Source organism: Pseudomonas protegens, from assembly GCF_003732485.1.
Classification (GTDB): Bacteria; Pseudomonadota; Gammaproteobacteria; order Pseudomonadales; family Pseudomonadaceae; genus Aquipseudomonas; species Aquipseudomonas protegens_B.
Genome location: NZ_MOAK01000055.1, coordinates 108,707 through 128,829, shown reverse-complemented (window position 1 = coordinate 128,829; position 20,123 = coordinate 108,707). Strand labels below are relative to the sequence as shown.

General features: G+C 53.6%; 23 protein-coding genes, 1 tRNA gene and 2 pseudogenes. 14 read left to right on the top strand and 12 right to left on the bottom strand.

The window, feature by feature from the left end; all coding sequences use genetic code 11:
- Positions 1 to 267 precede the first annotated feature (267 nt).
- The 3 genes from BLX41_RS15165 (at position 268) to BLX41_RS15155 (ending at position 1,470) form a co-directional block, all read left to right on the top strand.
- Entirely contained in the window at positions 268 to 531 is a 264-nt protein-coding gene (locus tag BLX41_RS15165; protein ID WP_123725555.1) for a DUF1652 domain-containing protein, read from the top strand.
- 278 nt (positions 532 to 809) lie between these two features.
- On the top strand, positions 810 to 1,016 hold the full coding sequence (locus tag BLX41_RS15160) for a hypothetical protein (protein WP_123725554.1): 207 nt from the start codon (positions 810 to 812) through the stop codon (positions 1,014 to 1,016).
- 367 nt (positions 1,017 to 1,383) lie between these two features.
- Positions 1,384 to 1,470, top strand: a tRNA-Leu gene (locus BLX41_RS15155).
- Positions 1,471 to 1,552: 82 nt separating this feature from the next.
- Here the strand turns inward: BLX41_RS15155 and BLX41_RS15150 are convergent.
- Together BLX41_RS15150 and BLX41_RS15145 are read right to left on the bottom strand one after the other, a co-directional pair.
- Positions 1,553 to 2,584 carry a tyrosine-type recombinase/integrase gene (locus BLX41_RS15150; RefSeq protein WP_123725553.1) on the bottom strand — a complete coding sequence of 344 codons (1,032 nt, stop codon included), beginning with the start codon at positions 2,582 to 2,584 and terminating at the stop codon, positions 1,553 to 1,555.
- Between the two features lies 1 nt (position 2,585).
- Positions 2,586 to 2,792 (bottom strand): DUF4224 domain-containing protein, encoded by a 207-nt coding sequence (locus BLX41_RS15145; protein WP_123725552.1) that lies wholly within the window; start codon positions 2,790 to 2,792, stop codon positions 2,586 to 2,588.
- A gap of 473 nt (positions 2,793 to 3,265) precedes the next feature.
- Between BLX41_RS15145 and BLX41_RS15140 the strand changes: the two genes are divergently transcribed.
- Positions 3,266 to 3,583, top strand: coding sequence for a hypothetical protein (locus BLX41_RS15140; protein WP_123725551.1), 318 nt, complete (start codon positions 3,266 to 3,268; stop codon positions 3,581 to 3,583).
- 126 nt (positions 3,584 to 3,709) lie between these two features.
- Here the strand turns inward: BLX41_RS15140 and BLX41_RS15135 are convergent, their stop codons facing one another.
- Positions 3,710 to 4,135 carry a hypothetical protein gene (locus BLX41_RS15135; RefSeq protein ID WP_258028852.1) on the bottom strand — a complete coding sequence of 142 codons (426 nt, stop codon included), beginning with the start codon at positions 4,133 to 4,135 and terminating at the stop codon, positions 3,710 to 3,712.
- Between the two features lie 104 nt (positions 4,136 to 4,239).
- Between BLX41_RS15135 and BLX41_RS15130 the strand changes: the two genes are divergently transcribed.
- The gene (locus BLX41_RS15130) at positions 4,240 to 4,989 is read left to right on the top strand and encodes a DUF4145 domain-containing protein (protein WP_185073588.1); all 750 of its coding nucleotides are present in this window, start codon (positions 4,240 to 4,242) and stop codon (positions 4,987 to 4,989) included.
- Between the two features lie 32 nt (positions 4,990 to 5,021).
- On the opposite strand, the pseudogene BLX41_RS35440 reads toward BLX41_RS15130, so the two are convergent.
- Positions 5,022 to 5,210: pseudogene (locus tag BLX41_RS35440) on the bottom strand (DNA cytosine methyltransferase); the annotation flags it as partial.
- A 121-nt stretch (positions 5,211 to 5,331) separates the two neighbouring features.
- Between BLX41_RS35440 and BLX41_RS15120 the strand changes: the two are divergent.
- A complete protein-coding gene (locus BLX41_RS15120) occupies positions 5,332 to 6,576 on the top strand; it encodes a HEPN domain-containing protein (RefSeq protein ID WP_123725549.1) in 1,245 nt (414 codons plus the stop codon).
- A gap of 178 nt (positions 6,577 to 6,754) precedes the next feature.
- Complete coding sequence (locus tag BLX41_RS15115; RefSeq protein ID WP_123725548.1) at positions 6,755 to 6,982, top strand: hypothetical protein; 228 nt, start codon at positions 6,755 to 6,757, stop codon at positions 6,980 to 6,982.
- A 49-nt stretch (positions 6,983 to 7,031) separates the two neighbouring features.
- On the opposite strand, the gene BLX41_RS15110 is transcribed toward BLX41_RS15115, so the two are convergent.
- The 3 genes from BLX41_RS15110 to BLX41_RS15100 are packed head-to-tail and all read right to left on the bottom strand — an operon-like array spanning position 7,032 to position 7,896.
- Positions 7,032 to 7,316, bottom strand: coding sequence for a hypothetical protein (locus BLX41_RS15110; protein WP_123725547.1), 285 nt, complete (start codon positions 7,314 to 7,316; stop codon positions 7,032 to 7,034).
- Entirely contained in the window at positions 7,313 to 7,627 is a 315-nt protein-coding gene (locus BLX41_RS15105) for a hypothetical protein (protein WP_123725546.1), read from the bottom strand. Before BLX41_RS15105 ends, BLX41_RS15110 begins: the two co-directional genes overlap by 4 nt.
- Entirely contained in the window at positions 7,624 to 7,896 is a 273-nt protein-coding gene (locus BLX41_RS15100; RefSeq protein ID WP_244868151.1) for a hypothetical protein, read from the bottom strand. The genes BLX41_RS15105 and BLX41_RS15100 overlap by 4 nt, the downstream gene beginning before the upstream one ends.
- Here BLX41_RS15100 and BLX41_RS15095 point away from each other — a divergent pair.
- The 5 genes and pseudogenes from BLX41_RS15095 to BLX41_RS15075 all read left to right on the top strand — a co-directional run bounded on the left by BLX41_RS15095 (position 7,891) and on the right by BLX41_RS15075 (position 10,650).
- Positions 7,891 to 8,142, top strand: a complete 252-nt coding sequence (locus BLX41_RS15095; RefSeq protein ID WP_148059733.1) for a hypothetical protein — start codon at positions 7,891 to 7,893, stop codon at positions 8,140 to 8,142. The two genes, BLX41_RS15100 and BLX41_RS15095, sit on opposite strands and share 6 nt — an antisense overlap.
- Positions 8,142 to 8,480: a phage tail protein gene (locus BLX41_RS15090; protein WP_123725543.1), complete on the top strand. Its 339-nt coding sequence runs from the start codon at positions 8,142 to 8,144 to the stop codon at positions 8,478 to 8,480. Before BLX41_RS15095 ends, BLX41_RS15090 begins: the two co-directional genes overlap by 1 nt.
- Positions 8,477 to 9,163, top strand: coding sequence for a phage minor tail protein L (locus tag BLX41_RS15085; RefSeq protein WP_123725542.1), 687 nt, complete (start codon positions 8,477 to 8,479; stop codon positions 9,161 to 9,163). Before BLX41_RS15090 ends, BLX41_RS15085 begins: the two co-directional genes overlap by 4 nt.
- A 7-nt stretch (positions 9,164 to 9,170) precedes the next feature.
- Positions 9,171 to 9,455: pseudogene (locus tag BLX41_RS35435) on the top strand (C40 family peptidase); the annotation flags it as partial.
- 514 nt (positions 9,456 to 9,969) lie between these two features.
- Positions 9,970 to 10,650: a histidine phosphatase family protein gene (locus BLX41_RS15075; RefSeq protein ID WP_123725540.1), complete on the top strand. Its 681-nt coding sequence runs from the start codon at positions 9,970 to 9,972 to the stop codon at positions 10,648 to 10,650.
- Between the two features lie 8 nt (positions 10,651 to 10,658).
- On the opposite strand, the gene BLX41_RS15070 is transcribed toward BLX41_RS15075, so the two are convergent.
- Complete coding sequence (locus BLX41_RS15070; RefSeq protein ID WP_123725539.1) at positions 10,659 to 11,882, bottom strand: EAL domain-containing protein; 1,224 nt, start codon at positions 11,880 to 11,882, stop codon at positions 10,659 to 10,661.
- 100 nt (positions 11,883 to 11,982) lie between these two features.
- Positions 11,983 to 14,358, bottom strand: a complete 2,376-nt coding sequence (locus BLX41_RS15065) for an ATP-binding protein (protein ID WP_123725538.1) — start codon at positions 14,356 to 14,358, stop codon at positions 11,983 to 11,985.
- Positions 14,359 to 14,628: 270 nt separating this feature from the next.
- Between BLX41_RS15065 and BLX41_RS15060 the strand changes: the two genes are divergently transcribed.
- Complete coding sequence (locus tag BLX41_RS15060) at positions 14,629 to 15,957, top strand: EAL domain-containing protein (RefSeq protein ID WP_123725537.1); 1,329 nt, start codon at positions 14,629 to 14,631, stop codon at positions 15,955 to 15,957.
- Positions 15,958 to 16,094: 137 nt separating this feature from the next.
- Positions 16,095 to 16,760: a response regulator transcription factor gene (locus BLX41_RS15055; protein WP_123725536.1), complete on the top strand. Its 666-nt coding sequence runs from the start codon at positions 16,095 to 16,097 to the stop codon at positions 16,758 to 16,760.
- A gap of 558 nt (positions 16,761 to 17,318) precedes the next feature.
- Here BLX41_RS15055 and BLX41_RS15050 read toward each other — a convergent pair.
- The 3 genes from BLX41_RS15050 to BLX41_RS15040 all read right to left on the bottom strand — a co-directional run.
- Positions 17,319 to 17,993: a DUF1120 domain-containing protein gene (locus BLX41_RS15050; RefSeq protein WP_123725535.1), complete on the bottom strand. Its 675-nt coding sequence runs from the start codon at positions 17,991 to 17,993 to the stop codon at positions 17,319 to 17,321.
- Between the two features lie 147 nt (positions 17,994 to 18,140).
- Positions 18,141 to 18,725 (bottom strand): DUF1120 domain-containing protein, encoded by a 585-nt coding sequence (locus BLX41_RS15045; RefSeq protein ID WP_148059732.1) that lies wholly within the window; start codon positions 18,723 to 18,725, stop codon positions 18,141 to 18,143.
- Positions 18,679 to 20,123: fimbria/pilus outer membrane usher protein (locus BLX41_RS15040; protein ID WP_185073586.1), on the bottom strand; the 1,445-nt coding region annotated here is incomplete at its 5' end. The genes BLX41_RS15045 and BLX41_RS15040, both read right to left, overlap by 47 nt.

Below are 20,123 nucleotides of genomic sequence, written 5' to 3'. Positions count from 1 at the left end.
TGAAGGCGGTAATAATCGCGGTGGGACGGGACTGAAGATTCAGGTTCATAGGCTTGAAACTTACACAACTGACGGAAAAAAGCACAGAGCAGAATAACGCAGGAGTAGCAGCGGCGCCCTGACGATCAGAGAGTGGCCTGACTCAGAAACTGCTTAGCAGAACTGCGAGGTGGTTAACATTTTTGTGTGTTTTTCGATACACAGGATCAGGCGCTGACCTATTCTGAACAGGAAAAATCCACAAAATCCCACACAGAGCGAGAAGCCATGCTCTCCACCAGCGAGCTGTGTCACATATTGGAGTCCGGCTTTCTCCCGCTTTCCTGCGTCTGCAGCGTGCATCCCAATGGTTCCTTGACGATCAAGATCTACGATGCCGATTCTGGTCGAGTGGACTTGTTGCTGACCGGTGTCTCGACGGCTGAACTCACCAGTGTGCGCGACATCTCCAACCTGATCGGCGAGTTGCGCACCGAACTCCGGGCTGGACGCAGAGCCTTTGCCGGTGGTTTTACCCACTACGCCGGATAAGGCCATCCGGCTGTCATTGGTGACAGTTGAACATGTCATGCTGAACGCCTAGCTTTGTGTCGTTCGCCCGGTATCTATGACTCTTTACCGGTTCATGGATGGCGAGGTCATGCGTACTGGGCGAACTCCGTTGGCTATCGGCGAGCTTATTTCCTGCCTGGGCCTATAGTCTTCCATCGTAGTGTCGGCACCTGGTCACTGACCCGGGCGTGGCATGCCATGAATTTTTACTCTTCGACCTGTCCTTGCGGATTGGCTCGATATCAAGGAAGACCTCCATGAATATAGGCAATACGCCCCCCGCCAATTACACCTACGCGCAACTTTCCAAGGTGCTGGAAAACAACCGTACAGTTGCGCAGGTCAAGGGCCCTGAGGCGCCAGTGGAGCAGGAGTTTTCGACTCATCTGGAGACTGAGTTGGCCGCCACCCAGGAAGACCGGCTCAAACTCAACCTATCGTTGGGTTTTCTGGCCGAAGCCTGAGGCCTGGCAGTCGCCGACTTCGCGCCGAACGTTTTGCGTGGCTTGGCTGGTGTCAGTCTCGAAGGAGCTTGGGGCTGATGATAAGTCTTTATAAATCAGTTGGTTGGCTAATCTGTCCATGTTAGTCTTGGCGCCGTTGCAAACGTCGATGCAGTGCTTGGTAGCCCTCTCATGAATGATCACGCCGTTACTGTAGGTTCCTGATTTACTGTGTTTTTTTACACAGGATTCAGAGTGGAGGGAGAGGTTTTTTTGCCTGCTTCGACCTTGCTTCACAAGGACTGGATGTATATATTCCACACCCTGCTTTAAGCACTGGCCGGCCTGATGCCGATCGACTGTTCCAGTGTCGCGTGATCGCGCTACCGCCCGAATGGCGAAACTGGTAGACGCATGGGACTTAAAATCCCCCGCTCGTAAGGGCGTGCCGGTTCGATTCCGGCTTCGGGCACCATCTAAAATCAAGGGTTTACGGGCTATAGCCAGTGTAAATGCCTGTATCTTTCCGGTCCGCAATTAATCCAATGGTCCGCAATTCACTTTGTCGGTGAGACCTTCTTGCCTTTGCGGTTGCGGATGTACTGCTCGGTCATCACTACGGTGGTATGCCCAAGTTGATCTTTGGCCTGCATGATATCGCCGCTCGATTCCGCCTTGTCTGTGCCAGCCTTGGCGCGCAAATCACGCATCTGGAAGTCGGCTTTCTCAACTCCTGCGGCCTCTCTGGCCATATCAAACCTCCTTCGCAACATCGCCGCCGTCATCGGGGTGCCATCCTCTGCAACGATCAGCCGCGTCGAGCGGACTTTGTGTCCTGACTTCCGGGCCTTGATTCGATCAATTAAAACCTTCAGCTCACCCGTTACTTCGATACGCCGCTTGGCCTTTGTTTTGCCCTGGAGCACCCAGATCTGACCGTCTCGCACGTCTCGCTCATCCATGAGTCGTGTGTCTGTCACTCGTTGACCGGTCAAGTAGGCTAAATCCATCGCATCGTGCAGCCCGGCGTCGGCCTTGTCATGCACGCGCTTGAACAGCTCGTCCTCGACATAGGTGTCTCGGCCGGTTTCTTTGTTGCCCTTAATGCCGGAGCACGGGTTGGCCAGCGATGTGTAGCCCTTGTCCCTGGCGTAATTCCAGATGGCGCTCAATAGAGCTTTTTCCCGGTTTGCGCGGACCGGTGCGGATTTTCGCCAAGTCAGATACTGGCGGACATGGAGCGGTTCAATAGTTTCTAGGGGAGCCGGTGGGTCGTCGAAGAACGCCATTAGGTTTTTCAGCTCACGCACGTTGTCCTTTTGGGTGTTTTCCGCCTTGTCGGGCACCACGTCGACCATGTACTTCTCGGCCACGTAGCGAAACGTTACTACCTTGGCGACCAGGTCTACCGCGGTACGGTCGCGCTCCAGTTTCGCGTATTCCATGATTGCCAAACCGTAGTCGCTCCCCAGCGCTATCTCTTTGCGGTCCTTTCCGCCGGTGTCGTAGTAATAGTAGATGCGGCCGCTTCTCTTTTTGCGCTCACGCAGCCGGGCAATGGAGCCCGGCTTGGTTGGTCTTCTTCCCATCTCAACTGGCCTTTCTTGGCGTCCATACAGGTTTTTCGGGCTCGAATGATCCGACAGCAGTAACGGCTTGGGTCGTAACCGCTGGCCAGCCGTTGCGCTTGATCGAGTGCCGGATTCCGTTCTTCTTCAGGTTCAGGATTTGTCCTGCCTTGGTCCGCGCGCCAGTTAGCTCGCAAACCTCTTCGTGCGATAAAAATTGTATGTTCATGAGCGATCCACGCCGCGTGGCGGCAAAGGGTGGTTATTCGGCCTGTAGCCGGTAGTAGGTGGTGCACCGGCACCGTGGGCAGATCATGTCGCTGACGCCCGAGCCGTACTTCTTGCTTGGCACTTTTAGCCGCTCGCTTTCCATGTGCTTGTTCTTGCAGCGGCAGCACTGAACTTTTATGTCGGGCATGCGTGTCTCCTGCCCGCCATCGCCGGCAGGCTTTCCGATTGTTGAGTGGGGTGTTTCAGATGGCGCTGATGGTCGCCGGCGTTGCGCCTGGCTATGGTTTGCAGCGTTCGCCCGGCCTAGTCCTTCATTCCAAGTCCTGGGCTCTCGGGTCGGGTGGACTCTTCTGGACCAGTCCTGTCGGAGTGTGACCAGTCCGCTGAGTTTTACGACTCAGTTGGCTTGGGCCGTGACGGTTTTGTTGAACTTAGGTAACTTGGCATTTTCCCTTCACGGATGACTGATTCATGCCAAGAACGAATCGTATTGCAAAAAATGCCCTGAGCATCTCGCTGCTGGGCCTACTAGTCACTAGCACATTGGCCTTGGCGGAAACTCAAAAGGTGACCGATCTGTTAAGCAGTGGCTATGAGATCAAAGCCGCCTACCAGTCGCCAGCAAGAGTCGGCACGGTTCACTTTCTAATCTTGCAAAAAGGTTCGTCTGCGTTCCAATGTATGAGCTACGGCTCCGAAATAAGGCCGAAATTCTTCGACTATTCCAACACCTACTCTTGCGCAGAAGTTCAGGATCTGATTCCCGTCCCGCCTAACCTCGGGCAATGAACCAAAAGTGCATTTACGGTTATGGGTAACGCTGGATTTGGTTTAGGCCGCGCAGGTTCGGCAATGTCATTCATGGCCTTGGCCCCGTGTAGATGTTCCATGCGAGGTAGAGCAGGGCGGGGAGGATCATGGCTGCACCTCCCGGCGCGCCCATTGCACATAGGGGCCGTCCTCGGTATCGAAGATACCCATGAGGAACCACTCTGGTCCTGGAGATTCGGGATTCCAGGCGGTGCATGCAGCATCTTCATCTGGAAGGTCGTAGGCTTCGTCGCCAGAGTGCCAGCCCTTCAGCTCCAACCCCTGCTCCTTGACCCAGGCAATGTAGGGCGCCGGGTCTTCGCCTTCGCCAAAGCTCGGAATATTTGGGTGATACCACCAGCCATCCTTGTCGCGCTGGACCTCCACGGGTCCGAAGCGATTGGGGCTGTGCGTCGCGCAGGGCATCACGTAGAGCACGTCGGAATATTCGCCACCGCCGGAGCTGAAATTCATTTCGCAGCCGCACTTCGCCGGCGCGCCGTTGATGAACACGATCTTTTCTTCAGGCATGACTTGTCCTTGCCGCTGCTGCGGCTAGCTTGAATGTTGGTGTATGAGAGGAGGGGGCTTAGTTTATACTTGCGCCTTTATAGTGTTCATGGATGGAGGTTTTTTTGAATAAGGAAATGTACTTGCATAGCTTTCAATCTAACTCTGTGCACGAGTATCGCTGTCCGTCGTGCGGGGTTGGTATATTGAAGTTACATGGAGAGTTGCTGTCTGAGGAGTCAGTTGAGACTAAAGGTTTTCATTCAGAAGACTGGTTCGAAGTTGAACATGTTAGGCTTAATTTTGCCTGTACTTTACGTTGCACTAATTGTCAGGAGAATGTGTTTGCTGTAGGTGAGGGGGAAGTAACTGAATTTTATTATGACGATGAAAATCTTCCAGGCGGCTGGGGGCGCGAATTCGTCAAGTCGTTTACCCCGAGTTTTTTCCAGCCACCACTTCAATTAATTGACTTCGCAAGCGGAACTCCAAAAGAGGTCGCGCTATCGTTAGGAAAGGCTTCAGCCGTCTACTTCTCCAATCCTTCGACGTGTTGTAATAATATTCGTATTGCTGCTGAGGAGGTTTTAAGCTCGTTAGGAATACCAGAGAAAGCAACTCCTGATGGGAGGCGGCTGAGTTTTAAAGATAGGATTGATCTTCTTCCTGCTGAACTTCAAAAAGCGAATGTTTTGTTTGATGCGATAAGGTGGCTTGGTAACCACGGAAGTCATCCAGGAGACGGCATAGGGAAAGAGCAAGCTTTGCAAGCATTTGAAATCATGGAGTTATTATTAGAAGAGCTATTTAGTAATCGCCGGCGTGTGCTTCACGAGCTTGCTTTAGCGATTAATAATGCTAAAGGACCTATATAAGGAAACCTTCGCTAAGTTTCTGAATTATGTACCTATGCAGCAGTCATCAACGCCTCGATAATCCGCTGTCCCGCAAGCGGTGGCACCGCGTTGCCGGCCATATGCTTAGTCAGCCGGTGGTTGTCCGGCCGTCGGGTGTCGACTGGGAATGACATCGCGGCCAGGGCCTCGCTGGCGCTGAGCATCTGCATGCGGCCGCCGTCGACCAGGGCCCAGCGATCGGGTGCGGATGTGGCGACGATCAGAGTTTCTGTTCATTGAGCTTTGCCACCTCCCCAAGCGGGGTGGCATGCTGCCAGCCGCGTCGACGCGTGCCATATTAATTTTTCCAGGGAGGTCTTCATGAGCCATCATGCCGCAAAAGCACTCGCAAGGCAGGTGATCGAAATTGCCAGCCACGTAATGAAAGAGAGCAATGACGGATCCCAGTCATCGACCTTGTTCAACATGCACGATGGCATCATGTATACGCTCCCACCAGAGCAGCAAAACGCTTTGCGGAAGCTTTCTCAGGACCTGATCGTTAAGTCAAAAGCTACTAAAAAAATCTCTGAAAAATACGCCTTCGAGACGACACGAAAGATATTCGCGGGCGTCATCTCAGCTGACCAGCCAAGCGAGCACGACACATCTGTTGAAATAGCTGCTGCCATGAAGACAATGGAGCAGTACGAGGTGGAGCAGACCGTATACCTGCGGGTGCGAGGGCTCCGCCTTGGGCAACCTCTAAAGCTTGGCAACGTTGAGTTCGTGATGTGCTCCGCTGAGGTCGCAAAGAAACACATCGCTGAGATCTACGAAAAAATTGACTATCCCTTGCATAGCGGAGACCAGCGGTTATCTGACAGGTTTTCTGAGTATTTCAGTTACAACTGCCTAGCAATCACTAAGGTGGTAGCCGAGCCACTCAAAGCTTTTGAGCGCGCCCATGATGAAACCAGGCGCTCGCTGGAGATTCTGCGATTTGCGTGCGTGCAAACGAATTTCGGTAGAAACGTGAAATTTGGCTTGGATGGGGACCTGTCGCTGGTTGACAGCTTTGCATTTGTGTCCAGCCAAGAGTCTGCAACCGGAGACTTCAGCCCGGAAGGAAACATACTCCCCTACTTCATTGACGCATCAGGGCTGGCGAACCTCGACAAAATTGGTGCACTCAAGCTCGCAGATTTTCTCCTCGACCCCAACCTTTCGAAATTTAAAGAGTCGCTACTTCGGGCGGTGCACTGGCTTTCGTCAGCGATCACCCAAACCGAGAGAGAAAACAAGTACTTGCACCTGGTAATTGCCCTGGAAGCCTTATTCACAGCTCCAAAGGGCGAGCCTATCTCCAATACGATCGCGGAGTCATCGGCTCTGGTAATTAATAATACCCTTTCAGGCCGGCTTCAGATCAAAACTCTGGTTAAGAAGTGCTATGACACGCGAAGCACAATTGCACACGGGGGGAAATCGCCAATCACCGACAACGAACTGGGGCAGTTGACGATTATCGTCTTGAACGTCATCAGGGCGTTGATCGACAAGACAGACGATTTCCAGAATCAGCAAGATCTGCGCGCCCATCTTGAAAATCTGAAGTTCACCTGAGAGCGCGGTTGGTTTCCACGGAGTAGGCCAGTACCTTGCGTGACGCTGGATCGACTTCTGGCTTCTTGCTCATGGTGCTCTCCAATGCAGGCGCCGCCCTCCGTGACCGGTGGTGGCAATTTGGTTTGGATTGGGGTACTACGGTTGACCGGCATGGGGCCGGGTTAAGGAGAAAACGATGGAGCAGCGCCTGAGAAAAATGCCGATTTCGGATGGGCATACCCTTGTGCAAACAGGGATGGAAGCCAAAGGTTCGCGGCGTGGAGAGGACACTGATGTTTATTATTATGACGAGCTGAATGCCGCCGGGGAGGTTGTAGCCTCTTGGGATGTTGAAGACAGCATGTCTGTTTATCCCCCATTTGGTCGTCGCATCGAGGCAACCAGAACTCCTAGAGTGGGCTGACCGCGTCACCTGGATCACGCTTTAGTTCTGCCTGGCAGGCATCCTCGAACTAGCGCGCAAGTCTTTGCGATATGCGAAAAGCTGGCGCGTCAGGTTTAAGCAGTCGACGCGCTCGCTCATCTGGAGACTGGGCGAGCCAGGACAGGGCAAGGTCTTGCCATAGCTCCTGGAGCTGGCTGTATCCGTGAGCTTTCATGTCTGCCGCAAGCTGTTTGCGAATTCCAGCCGGCATATCGAAGTACATCTTCTCGATGCCCAGGCGATCCGCCTCGGCCTTCTTGCGGTCGCGGTAGTCAGCTGAGTGCTTCGCCGCTCCGGTCTTCTCCGGTTTCAAGGTACACCCTCAATCTGGATGTTGTTCTCGGCGGCGATCATCAGAACGCGCTGGACGCGAACCGACATCTTCGTGCCGATCTGCGTTGCGTTAAGCCCGCTCTCGGCGTGCTTGCGCACCTCGGGAGCCAGCCGTGCACGCTCGGCCTTCAGGCGCTCATGATGTGCTGTTGCGCCGAGCCCGACCTTTTCCCCGCTGACGCCCTGGGCGACCTGTTGCGCGGTGCCGCCGCGGCTGAAGAACTGGTCGAGCTGGCGATTCAACTCGTTGACGATCGTGTCCCGCGGATTTGGTTGTGGTTGGCCGATCATTTGCCCCAGCCCTCGATGTTGACCTTTGCGCCGTCGGCGCGTGCTTCCAGCACCTGCGCGAGGTTGATCGCCGCCCTCCAGCTGAAGCGAAAACCCTTCACGCGACCGGTCTCGATCTCAATTACGTGATAGGCATTAACGCCCTTGTTCACGACCTGGTAACGCACTGCGCGTTCTGGGGCCGGCTTATTGATCATCCCGTAGAAGGCGGCGGTGGCTACATTTGCGCGGATGCGCAGGGCGTTCATTCCGTCGATACGAGCTTGCATGGCTGGGTGCATTGGCAGTTCCTCTATTGGGAATCAGGTAGGTGTCAGGCGTGGTACTCGATCCACCTGCACATTAACGGCGATGGCTCTGGCGGTACTGCGAACTCACCAGAGGGCTACGAGCAGATGGGGCTGGCGCTGCTGGCCACCGCTCGCTCTGAGATGCCGAAGATCGCCCGCCAGGTGATACAGCAGGAGAAAGGCCAGAACGGCCTGCTCGATCCAAACAATCGGAGAAACAGCTGATGGCAGAGGTATTCACCTGGTCGCCACGGGTTGGCTCGTCTGGTGATGACCAGTCCGCGGTCCTTGAGTCGAAGTATGGCAACGGCTACAGCCAGCGCCTTTCGGTTGGGATCAACAACATTGCCGGCACCTACGCCGTTTCCTTCACCGGAAGCGAGGAGTACATCAAGCCGATCAAGGAGTTCTTCATCAGGCATAAGGGCGCAAACCACTTCCTATGGACGCCACCGCTCGAGCCCGAGGGCGCCTACATCACCACCGGTGGCTGGCAGCTGCAAACCCACGGCAAAAGGAAGTACACCCTGAGCACCACTTTTCAGCAGGTATTCAACCCATGATCACGCTCGACGACCAGAAGCTTGAGCCAGGAGCGCTGATTCAACTGATTGAGCTGGATGGTGAGGCACGGGGCATGGGGATCTTGCGCTACCACGCTCACCAGCAGTCGACGCCGATTATCTGGAAAGGCGAGGAATACCTGCCCAGGCCATACGAGACTGGCGGCTTCGGCCGGAGTGTCGAGGGTAACAGCTCAACCCCCATGCTGAAGATCAGCAATATCGATGGCGTGATCACGGCCCTGTGCCGTCGCTTCCAGGGGATGAGCGGGGTCAAGCTGACGGTCCGGCAGACCTACGCCAAGTACCTGGACCCTGCGAACTTCCCCGAGGGCAACCCCGGGGCCAGCACCATGGAGCGGCTGGACATCTCCTACATCAACCAGGTGACCAGCTTGGGGCGCGAAGAAGTGGTGTTCACCTTGGCTCCGCCGACGGCGGTGAAAGGACAGATGTTGCCGGGCGGCCTGATCATGAACCGCTGTGAGTGGTGTCTCTGGGGTGAGTACCGCGGCCCTGACTGCAACTACACGGGCATAAAGATGTTCGACCTGGATGGCAAGCCTGTGGACGACCCTGCGCTAGATCGCTGCGGAGGCCGCCCGAGCGATTGCGAGATACGGCATGGCCGGGGGAATCCACTGCCTTTTGGTGGTGCACCTGGTGCCGCGCTCATTGGATAGGTAATTCATGAACAAGACGATGTTGAAACAGATCCAGGCCCACGCCCAGGCGGAGTTTCCCAAGGAAAGCTGTGGTGTTGTGATCCGTGAGGCTGGGCGCCTGAAGTACGTTCCCTGTCGCAACGATGCCAAGACCCCGAGCGAGCACTTCATCATCAACCCGGCCGACAAGTGCGACGCTGAGGACCGCGGCGAGGTGACGATGATCATTCACTCTCATCCGGACGTGCCGCCCACGCCGAGCATGGCTGATCGGGTCAGCTGCGAGCTGCACGAGAAACCATGGGGCATTGTCAGCTGGCCGTCGGGGGAGTACTTCGAGTTCAAGCCGTGCGGCTACCAGGCGCCGCTGATCGGGCGCGAGTTTGGCCACGGCCTACTGGACTGCTACGCGCTTTGTCGCGACTACTACGAGCGCGAGTATGGGATTGAGCTGCCGAACTATGTGCGCTCTCGCCGCGAACGTAAGAAGGCGGAGATATTGTTTGCCCATCTCAAGCGCATCCTGAAACTGGATCGCCTGGGACTATGTGGCATGAGTAGCGGGATCGATGAATTCACGCAGGCTGCGGCGGTATAGAAACTGCGACGGCTGGCTAGATTTAGATCTCGAGGCCGCCTGCCACGGGATAAGTGCGTCTGCACTCAGCAAAAACCTCAAATTAACTCCCAAACTGAGCAGCAGTTTGTTTATCCATCGATATCGGTTCAAAGCAGCAAGCTGAAAAAATTAGGCCTAGTCCTATAGAGTCCAGTGTTGGTCTGTTGTTTAAGTTTGCTGCCTTATTAAACCTCGAGCGAAATTTATGTTGGATAATTTGCCTCCCCACCTTAAGCGTGTATTTCAACCACGTCGTTACCTTGTGCCGATACTTGGGTTTGCCACCATAGCCATGCCGCTCTCCCTAGGCTTTTTTGAACGACAGGTAACACCGATAGACGGCACTCAGACTCTGGTATTCCTGCGCCACGCCGAGAAACCCGATCAAGGCATGGGCCAATTGAACTGCCAAGGGCTCAATCGCGCTCTTGACCTCTCCACAACGTTGCCCGAGCGTTTCGGCAACGCTGACTATGTGTTCGCCGCCAACCCTTTAAGACATGTCGAGGAGGGCAGCCAGGATCAACGCTACAGCTATATCCGACCGCTGATGACTATTGGCCCTAGTGCCATCCGCCTGGGCCTGCCAGTGAATATCGACTTTGGGGCCAACGACACTGACGAACTGGCCGACGAATTCCTGCGCGAGCAGTATCATAACGCGACGGTCTACACCGCTTGGTCACGTGGCTACCTGCCGGAACTGATCAATGCCGTAGCAGGTAAGGTCCTCGGTGAGGAACGAATGATCGTCGAGGATTGGAGGCGTGATGATTTCGACACGCTATATGTATTGACCCTGACTTGGCGCGATGGAAAAGCGAGACTGCACAGCCAAAGTCTGCACCAAGGCCTCGACCATAGGGAGTCAGCCTGTCCAACATGATCTGCGGGTTACTGCCTATCCCTGATCCTGATGGGGAACAGGCGCATGAACTCGTCCACTTCCAAAGGTGTCGACAGGGCAAAACCTTGTCCTGTGCGGCACCCAAGCTGGAGCAATGCATCAATCTGCGATGAAGATTCAATCCCTTCGGCGATGATATCCAGCTCCATGGTCTGGCCTATCGAAATCGCTGCGCAGACTGCCGCACAACAGCCGCAGTCATCGCCCATACCTTGTACGAAGCGGCCATCAATTTTGAGTTTGGAAAATGGCATTTGAGTCAACAGGTCTATCGAAGCAAAGCCACAACCAAAATCGTCCATTGCAATCGGAAAGCCCCACATGCGCAGAGAACCCAACTCCCTCGACAAGGCAAGCCAATCATAAACTGGCACGTCTTCGGTCAATTCGATCATGAGTAGGGAAGTAGGCACATCTGCTTCACGAAGCCTTTGCGCGAGTGATCGGCCGATGCCAACCGTAGATAAAGTCGAGGCTGATGCATTTACTGCGATAGGCACAGCAACACCCTGACGGTGCAAATCGCTCAACAGCGCAATCACTCTAGTCAGCACTATGTGGAAAAGCAGCAGATCCATCCCGGCCTGGCGCGCCAACGGCACAAAGGTCGACGGTGCAATGTTGCCCTTGGATTCGTGGCTCCAGCGCGCCAGCGCCTCGGCACCTACGATCTCGCCGGTTTGCAGGTTGACTTGCGGTTGCAGCACTATTCTGAAATCATTATTGGTCAACAGGGCACGCATCAGCTCAAGCGTGTTTGGTACCTGTGTTTCGTCGTGCTGGATGGACTCGCCACTGGCTACATTTTCCAATAGAGCACTGACGATATTCATTTCGACATTTGAACTGGACAAGTCGAAAAGCAGGACCTTTACACCCGCACGCCCTGCCAGCCTTATATGCCAATCCAAGAAGCTCTGTTTCTGCGCGCTGTACCATATGACCACAGGCAAATTCGACAATATGCGTTGCCGCTTGAGGTCCAGCAGTAATGACGGTAAGGCCAACCCCTCGGCACACTCCGTCGAGATATGACTCAACACTGCATGAAAACGTCGCGTGGCCAGTGCGATTGTCGCTGCACTCAGGTTTTTTACGACCTCCGTTTCTCCGGCGAACGAAAGGCTGTAGCCGATATCTTCAACTGTCCCCACGATCAGCAATTTTGGCAGTGCGCTGTAGTTTTTTTTCTGCTTTGGCTTGGATGACATCGTATCGACCTATACGAGTAGTAATGCCAAAGACTCTACGCAGCGTGCAGAGAGCAAGATATCGGATTCGGACTAAAAGGAGAGCCATCCCCTCTCGCGATTACGTTCTATCTGTTTCCGTAGATAATGAATATTGCACTAGTAACTGTTCCAGAATATCCAGATCCGCCTGTGCAAAGCTTGAAGATCCGACCTTGAACCGGGCCTCCATTGATTTCGCCAACGATGCCATATCTGGTTGTTTCAATATTGCGAAGGCACCAAACAATCGATGCGCGTAATGAGTCGCTTCTTCCATGTCAGCCATTTCAACTGCAGCTCGTAACGCATGCACGTCGCTCCAGAGGTGTGCGATATCTGCTCGATCACCTGTATCGAATGTGGCCTCTTCATCAATATGTGCTAGTGGCAAATCCGTCCAGAGTTGAAGTGCATCTCTTAACTTGCCCAGTTTGATGGGCTTTTTCAGTACGCCGTCCATGCCTGCGACGAAACAGGTGGCGGTGTGTTCATCATCGGTCGATGCGGAGATCGCTACGATCGGCGTAGGTGCAAGGGCGAGGGACGACTCTATGGCTCGCCACTGGCGGGCCACTTCATAGCCGGAAATGCTCGGGAGATCGCAGTCTAATAACACAATGTCAAACGTGTTTTGCTCAAGTGCAAGCAAAGCTTTTTCCCCATCCGGTGCCAGTGTCGGGCTGCAGCCCAAGACTTCGAGCTGAGCGTGGAGGACTGCTTGATTGGCGGGCATGTCCTCTACCAGCAAAACCCTTAGTACTCGCTCTGTCGCTGGCACATCCAATTGTTGCCTAGATAAGCTCTGTTCTTGTAGATGGGGCGGCGCAACGTAGATATCACAGGGTAGGAGTACTTTGGCGACAGTACCTTTATCAGGCTCGCTCTCGAGATCTATAGTACCACCCATCAATTCCAACAGTTGCCTGCAGATGGTCAAGCCAAGCCCGGTGCCACCAAACTTGCGCGCAGTATTCGTGCTTGCTTGGGTGTATGGTTGAAAAAGCCGTTGAAGAGAGTCGGCGTCTATTCCGATACCTGTATCCACTATGCGGATTTGTAATTGATGCCGGTTTAGCGGGGGAGGGCTGGGATCCAACCGTATACTGATCGTCACGCCACCTTCAGGCGTGAACTTGATCGCATTTGAGATGAGGTTATGCAACACCTGTTCAACGCGAAACCTATCCAGCATCAGATGGGGTTCAATGGGGTGTTCTTGTATCAGCTCAAGCTCAACTCCGTTCTTCGCTTTCAGCGCCAGCAAATCCACAACTGAGCGGGTCAGCTCCATGATATCGACGGGCCCCAGATCCAGTTGAAGCCGTCCGGCCTCGAGCTTGGAAATGTCCAGAACGTCATCCAACAAATACAGCAAGTTCTCCGCACCGCTGGAAGCTACCGCCAACAAACGATGAGACTCTTCAGGCAGCTCGGTACGCTGCATCAGCAGCTCCATGGAGGCGAGAATGGCATTCATCGGCGAGCGAATCTCATGGGTAAGCACGGCCAGAAACATGGTTTTCTCTTTCTCGCTGAGTATGGCCAGGCGCCGTTGCTGTCTTGCGTGAATCGCAAACCCTCCGATCAACAACAGGCCGCTCAAGATCAGCGCCATTTGCAGGCCGTAATAGCGCAACAGTACGGTTAGCGATGGTCTGCCATAGTTGGCCGACTCGAGCTCGCGCTGTATCATTGCATCGACTTGTTCAGCAGTCATGGACGCCAGCACCTTGTCAAGGATATCGCGCAAAATCGGCAGATCACGTCGTACTGCCATGGAAAGCTCCATCGGCAAACGGGCGATCCCGCCGGAGACATACAGTTCTTCATCATATTTGCTGCGTAAAAAGGGTAGCAGTGCAGGTGCAACGTCTACTGCCGCATCAGCACGCCGTTCAATGACTGCAATCAGCGAGTCTTCGGGTGTTTTCGTTTCAAGAATTTTGATAGCAGGATAGAGCGTTCTGATTGCGCTCTCATATGAACTGTCCTTCTTGACAGCAACAACATGCCCGTTCAGTCGGCGTAGATCGAATACCGGCTGACTGTTTTTACGCGTGACAACTATCGTTGCCCCCGTGTAATAGACATTGGTAAAAAGGGCGGCATCGATAATCGATTTCTCCGCAAACATCTGCATGATCCCGGGAAGTACATCTACTTCACCCCGCTGAAACTTCTCTATCCTCCCCTGTCCAACTCCCGTGTCGGGCACAGACTCAAATCGAAGGCCTGTGCTGCGCTCGATGAAGTCTATGTACTCAGTGGCCAACCCCATGTCCTGACCGTCCTCCACATACTGTAACGGTTTCCATTCAGGCTCGACCGCTATATGAAGGACTGGGTGTGCAGCAATCCAGGCGCGCTCCTCAGGAGTAAGATCCAGTGGCTGGGAGAAAACTGACGGTAACCAGACAAGAAAAACCGCAGGCCATAACGCCGCTCCCCGCTTCATGGTGCTTTCACCTGGTACTTAGGTTGTAAAAAATCAATATTGAAGATAACACCAGGCCTATCGGATTTTTCTGCATTTTTTCTCACGACCATGCCTCCTGGAAAGCAGCGAATGACCTCACGCTTTTGATCGAAACCCTACCGCTGGCATGAGCGGCCGTCAATTATACTGTACTGCTCGCGCGCCACGAGCGAGATAAGAATACGGGTTGCCATCTCACATTATTTTTAAGAGCAGTCTTATAGCGTGAAATGATCAGGCGTTGTTTAAATGAGTTGTCAGTACACTCATGAAGCGATCGTCAAGTTGAAAAACTCGCCCCTTACTCTAACGCCTCCCCCCCGAGTCAATCTGGTCGTATTAAGCCACGATGAACAATATGTGTTACGCATGACAGAGCGTCTGAGCGGCAGTGGTCTTTTCCATATTGAGCACGTTGAATCGCTGAGCAGGCTGCGCCTGCGTAAGCAACCTATGGACATCGTTATGGCCGAGATTCATGCTGATCATGTCGACAGTCTGATGCTACCGTGTTGGGTCGGTGAACTTAACGCCTACGGCCGGGTATGCAGAGCTCCCCATATTGTCTGGACCATAAAGGCCAGTGCGCTTGATGATGCGACTTCGTCGGCCGCTGCCATCGAGCAGGGCCGTACGGATATCGTCAAAGGTATTTCCAGTATAGCCTTGGCCTCGTATGCCCGACTCGCCAGAGCATCGGGCATACGGGTTGAGATCGTTGCCGAGAATCATCCCACTCAACTTCTACAAGTACTCGAAAAGCTTGCTACTGCCGAACACTTGCTACCGCAGCTGTCGCAATCTAACAGATTTGAGTTATTGATCAGCGAAGACGATGTCGTGTCAGTGATAACGTCGGGTGAAAATCTGCGTGTGGTGCTGCAGCCGCAATATAACTTGGCCAGTCGTCAAGTGATCGGTGCCGAAGCGCTGATACGCTGGCAACACCCAATCCACGGCGACATCCCCCCGTTGATCCTGATCCCGATGGTCGAACAGTTAGGGTTAGGCCTCTTGCTGTTCAGTCATGTCGAGAGAGCGGTGATTGAAGTCCTCGGTACGCTCGATCGTCTGGGTATAGACATTCCCATCGCTATAAATGCCTCGGCCCGCACGCTGTGTGCCACCGGACTGGCTACCCGGTTGGCAATCAAGATGCACAAGGCCGGTTTGCCTGCCCGGCGATTGAAGATCGAGCTGACTGAGCAAATCACCCCTGGAAACGAACTGGTGTTGTCAGCGTCCATCATGGCACTCCGAGCGAAGGGTTTTCTGATTTCGCTCGGAGACTTCGGTGCCGGCGCCGCAACGCTCGCTCTGTTGACGCACATACCCTTCGATGAGATGAAAATCGACGGAAAGTTAGCTGGAATTGCTGAGCAATCGCCACAATCGAGCGAGATCATTTCCGGTATCGTTAACCTTGCCCGCTACTTCAACTTGAATCTGGTGACCGAGGGTATTGAGGACCCATCCAGCATCGAGATGCTCAACCGTCTAGGTTGCAGCGCCGGACAAGGATTGGCTCTGGCCCCTCCATTGGAGCAGGCTGATTTCCTGAGACTCGTCGCGCGGTAGTGCATGACAAAAGCCTGGGTGCGACTTTCCAGAACTGTGTGTTTGTACTTAAAAAATTCTCAATCAGGTACCAGTATTGACTATTCTCATTTTAGTCTTTGAGCTACCTGGTCCATACCGAGTGACGTCTGAACGCCATGAAGTCTATACGTGTTGCATTACTCGACGACCATGCTGTCGTTCGCCAAGGTCTTGCCAGTTACCTAGGCGACGCCCCCGGCATAGAGATCGTCGGGATATATAAAAACAGCCGGGAACTGATGCGCGGCATGTCTACAGTGCCCGTCGATGTGCTTTTGCTGGACTTCGTTCTCGGTCGCGACGAGCTTGATGGTGTTTCATTGATTCGCGCTTTGCGGGTTCGCTTTCCTGCCTGCCGGATCCTTGTGCTGTCAACTCACCACGATCCGGCCACTGTCTCGCTGGCCCTGCGAGTTGGAGCGCGCGGATTCATTGGCAAGGATGAGGATCTGACATACCTCGCCAAGGCTATCCGGGTGGTGGCTTCCGGAGTTGTTTACCTAAGTGCAGAAGCTTCTTATAAAGTAGTCGATGGCATCCAGCAAAGTGACAGTTCACCTCAATTAATCAGCAGTGACACTAACGTGCTGCAATTGGCTTTACTGTCGGCGCGTGAGCAGGAGGTTATCCGCTGTTATCTCGACGGCATGACCATCACGGAAATCGCCGAGAAGTTCAACCGCAGTATAAAAACCATCAGTACGCAGAAAGCCACAGCTTTTCGCAAACTAGGAATAACCTCTAACAATGGGTTGTTCAAGATAATGAAGGCACTAGAGTAGCCTGTGAAGTTTTACGCATATCCGTAGGTTCATTCTTGAATTTGAGAAAGCTCACAAGTTATTGCCTGTGAGTTTTTTTTTGGCGGCAGCTACATGAAATCTGTAAAAGGAAAATCATGATGTCAGAAAAAAAGCGGAGGCTCGAGAACGGCGAGGAGTTTTTCTCTATTATGGAAGATGGTCTACCTCGCTAGACATCAAAGCAGCGTTAGGATTATTTCACGCCGACAGCATCATGAATGCGGCGGGGAAAATGCATCGTGGTAAAGACGCCATTGCCCTTGAGTAGGAAGGGTTCTTCAGCCTCGGATTTCCTGTATCCAGTACCAGGCGACATTTGTTTGTCTATGGCGATATGGCTTTGCAAATTTCTGATTGGAGTCTTAGTGGTGTCAGCGGGGACGGAACGATAATAAAAGCAGGGGGGGTACTGCGACCGATGTTGTATGTCGCGGGCATGATAATATCTGGCGTTGCGCAATCGATAATACATAATGAGTAGAGAAATAGCGTGGGGCAAAAGCCCGTAGCGAATAAACGCTACGGGCCGATTTTGTATTACAAATAGACTAACTCTAGCGTGGCTGAACCGTCCAGAGACACATCGCTGCTCAGATCCAGTTCAGAACCTTTATTCAACGCGGCCTGCACGTTTAAAGTACCTGACAGAGTTTTGAATGCGATTGGAGCGCCAGCGGTTGTTGCCGACCATGACATGAGAACAGAACCATCATTTACAATACCTCCTGAACTTGAGTTTAGCCATGTAGTGCCGGAGTCTTTGCTGAAGGTTGATTCAACTTGGGCGCCGTCAGCAGTGAAGTCATTTACGGCTAAGGTCATCGCATAAACACCAATATTTTTTCCGGACGCATTGCCCAAACCAAAGGCACCGATTTCATTCAAGGCTGGCCTGATTTTCTTTACTGCTCCAGGGACTCGTGTGCCCGCACGATTATCTATAGCCTTCAGCGCAACTTTTGTCGGTGCATTGCAAACAATAGTGAACGCAACATTTTTTTCAGGCAACAGGGTAAAATCGTTTGTGCTCAAGTCAGTAGAGCTGTGTGTGCCGTAATCGATAGTGCCACCACCCGCCAATGTCGGAGTGCAGGCGTTCGGAATAATAGTGCCAATTACTTTTACCTCAACCGATGCAGCATGTGCACCCAAAGAAAAGGCTGTCGCAGTAGTGGCGAAGGCCCATGCGGCGAGTTTTGGATTGAAGCGCATTTTTATTTCTCCGTTACGAAAAGTTAGGTAGGTCTGCTCCAATGGCAGAGTGGCTGGCTTCCATTCCAGCTGAATGCTATTTTCTTATTAATTATGTTTGCGAAGCTCTAGGAACAAGCCTAAAAATAAAAGTCGATATGCAATCTTCTATTGTGTATCCAGTGTCAACCTACCGAGCCCTTCAAGTACGGTGATGTCGCGCGCATATGTCTCTGTGTCACTGATATACGTTTGAATTTCAACCTGAGCCAAAAAAACTTTGCCAACAGCCCGCTGACCTTGAACCATAGTTGTCACCACTTGATTTGGGCGCAGTAGCTCCGTTGGCGATAACGGCCTGGCACTGCCAGCCTGAGCGAGTTGCACGGTATTTCCATCCAGCGTTGCGTTACTCAGCGTTATTGTGAAATGGCCTTTATCGGCAAACCGGTAGCTATTCAAATCCGCCGCTTGTCCCTCAAACCGCAATCCAAAGCGGGTTTCTTCGCGACAGACCACCGTCAGGTTTAGTTGCCGGTTTCCGAGGGCAATCGGAACACTCCCGCGGATATCCATATCGCTCCGGTTAAGTGTGCCGTAATCGACCTCCGGGTTGCTCAAACGCATTTCGCAGTCGGCCGCGAACGTACTACTGGCAACCAGGGTAAGCGCAGTGCCAAGCCATCGCGCGCAATCTGCCCTGGTGCTACGGCGCATGACAAACAGCCGGTGCAACATCGTAAAAAGCGTCATAGTCAGTCTCCTTGGGGAAGTCGATCTTCAGCAGGCAGGACTTTTCATCAGTGAGAGAAACCCTCAGTACTTCAGTAGGGGCCAGGTCAGAAAGAAAGATGACGCCCTTGTCCAGGACCGTCGTAAGGAAGTGGTTTTTGTCATCAAGTACCGAAGAACCTTTGGGCAGCGGTTGTCCTGCTGTGTCGGAGGCGTTAATCAGGATGCGTTGAACCTTGATGACCTTGAAGTCGAGGTGACTCACCGAACCACGGCCGGCGCCAATTCTCTGGAAGCCGTTCTGTAGGTCGATCCGTTTCGGCAGCGATTTTGTTTGCACCTCGACGCGGCTATCTCGATAGGCACTCAGTTGTGGCACCACTGCTTTGCCTTTGTAGTCAGTCCATACCGGGCCATAAGGTGTCGACACCTTGACCCCGGACAGGTCGCCGACGTCCACGATGCCGAAGGTGTCTTGCACCGGATATGGCGAGAAGGTCACCCCATCTTGATGTGCTACTGCGCCGCCGGAGACTCGAGCGTTGTAGTTCTTGCTGTCCGGGCCTTGGGCATAACCCAGGTCCACGCTGGTGAAGCGAGGAATGGCCGAGAGGTTGGCGGTAGAATAGTTGTCACCCCGGTCGCCAGTGCTCTCGGTGCTAAGGCGGTAATTGAACTGGTCATTGATGGTTTCGGAATACGTTGCACCAAAACGCTGGTTGTCGCCGCGTCGGCTGGCATAGGTGCGCACGCTACGGGACTGACCCAGGGGCACGCTGACGCTGAAGTAGATTGCGTCGTCGCTGTCACCCGGACTGTTGGAAGAGCCGCTTAATGCGGTTTCCACGGTGGCAGACACAGTGGCATGTTTGAACGTTTTCCCCCAGGAGCCCACCAGGCGGTTGGTAGAGTCGCCATTGAAGGTACGGCTGGGTGAAATGGACACGTTGAAGCTGCCCAACGTGCTATTGGACCAGCCCAGCGAGGCACTGTATTGGCTCTTGTAGCGGCGGTTGTACCAATCGTCATCAGCATGCAATGTGGTGTCGGACAGTTCTCGATAGCCGGTGGTCTGCTGGGTAGCCGACACACTGCCCGACACGGTCTCGGTGAAACGCGTGCTCAAGGTGACACTGGCCTGGGTGCCTTTTACGTCTTCCTTGGCTGTGTGGGAGTAGAGGTTACGCACACTCAGGCTGGTGTCCTTTGCGAGGTTGGTGTCCACGCCCCATCCGGTGGATTGATAGTCGGTGGCTGCCATCAGCCCGGTAGTAGCGGTCAGGCTTTCACTCAGGCTCCAGGTGCCGGTGCCGGTAATCACCCAGGGTTGGTCCTCATCATTGGCGCCCTGGTTGCGTATCTTGCCGGCAGAAAAGGTGTAACCAGGTCGGACCGTAACAGCGTTGCGAAATGACGCTG

Bases quoted from the DNA above. Each gene is read 5' to 3' on its own strand.
- BLX41_RS15115 (WP_123725548.1), top strand. From the start codon at position 6,755: ATGGAGCAGCGCCTGAGAAAAATGCCGATTTCGGATGGGCATACCCTT.
- BLX41_RS15085 (WP_123725542.1), top strand. From the start codon at position 8,477: ATGATCACGCTCGACGACCAGAAGCTTGAGCCAGGAGCGCTGATTCAA.
- BLX41_RS15045 (WP_148059732.1), bottom strand. From the start codon at position 18,725: ATGACGCTTTTTACGATGTTGCACCGGCTGTTTGTCATGCGCCGTAGC.
- BLX41_RS15070 (WP_123725539.1), bottom strand. From the start codon at position 11,882: ATGTCATCCAAGCCAAAGCAGAAAAAAAACTACAGCGCACTGCCAAAA.
- BLX41_RS15120 (WP_123725549.1), top strand. From the start codon at position 5,332: ATGAGCCATCATGCCGCAAAAGCACTCGCAAGGCAGGTGATCGAAATT.
- BLX41_RS15050 (WP_123725535.1), bottom strand. From the start codon at position 17,993: ATGCGCTTCAATCCAAAACTCGCCGCATGGGCCTTCGCCACTACTGCG.
- BLX41_RS15145 (WP_123725552.1), bottom strand. From the start codon at position 2,792: ATGAACATACAATTTTTATCGCACGAAGAGGTTTGCGAGCTAACTGGC.
- BLX41_RS15075 (WP_123725540.1), top strand. From the start codon at position 9,970: ATGTTGGATAATTTGCCTCCCCACCTTAAGCGTGTATTTCAACCACGT.
- BLX41_RS15060 (WP_123725537.1), top strand. From the start codon at position 14,629: ATGAGTTGTCAGTACACTCATGAAGCGATCGTCAAGTTGAAAAACTCG.
- BLX41_RS15135 (WP_258028852.1), bottom strand. From the start codon at position 4,135: ATGCCTGAAGAAAAGATCGTGTTCATCAACGGCGCGCCGGCGAAGTGC.
- BLX41_RS15090 (WP_123725543.1), top strand. From the start codon at position 8,142: ATGGCAGAGGTATTCACCTGGTCGCCACGGGTTGGCTCGTCTGGTGAT.
- BLX41_RS15160 (WP_123725554.1), top strand. From the start codon at position 810: ATGAATATAGGCAATACGCCCCCCGCCAATTACACCTACGCGCAACTT.
- BLX41_RS15105 (WP_123725546.1), bottom strand. From the start codon at position 7,627: ATGATCGGCCAACCACAACCAAATCCGCGGGACACGATCGTCAACGAG.
- BLX41_RS15150 (WP_123725553.1), bottom strand. From the start codon at position 2,584: ATGGGAAGAAGACCAACCAAGCCGGGCTCCATTGCCCGGCTGCGTGAG.
- BLX41_RS15140 (WP_123725551.1), top strand. From the start codon at position 3,266: ATGCCAAGAACGAATCGTATTGCAAAAAATGCCCTGAGCATCTCGCTG.
- BLX41_RS15165 (WP_123725555.1), top strand. From the start codon at position 268: ATGCTCTCCACCAGCGAGCTGTGTCACATATTGGAGTCCGGCTTTCTC.
- BLX41_RS15065 (WP_123725538.1), bottom strand. From the start codon at position 14,358: ATGAAGCGGGGAGCGGCGTTATGGCCTGCGGTTTTTCTTGTCTGGTTA.
- BLX41_RS15100 (WP_244868151.1), bottom strand. From the start codon at position 7,896: ATGCAAGCTCGTATCGACGGAATGAACGCCCTGCGCATCCGCGCAAAT.
- BLX41_RS15055 (WP_123725536.1), top strand. From the start codon at position 16,095: ATGAAGTCTATACGTGTTGCATTACTCGACGACCATGCTGTCGTTCGC.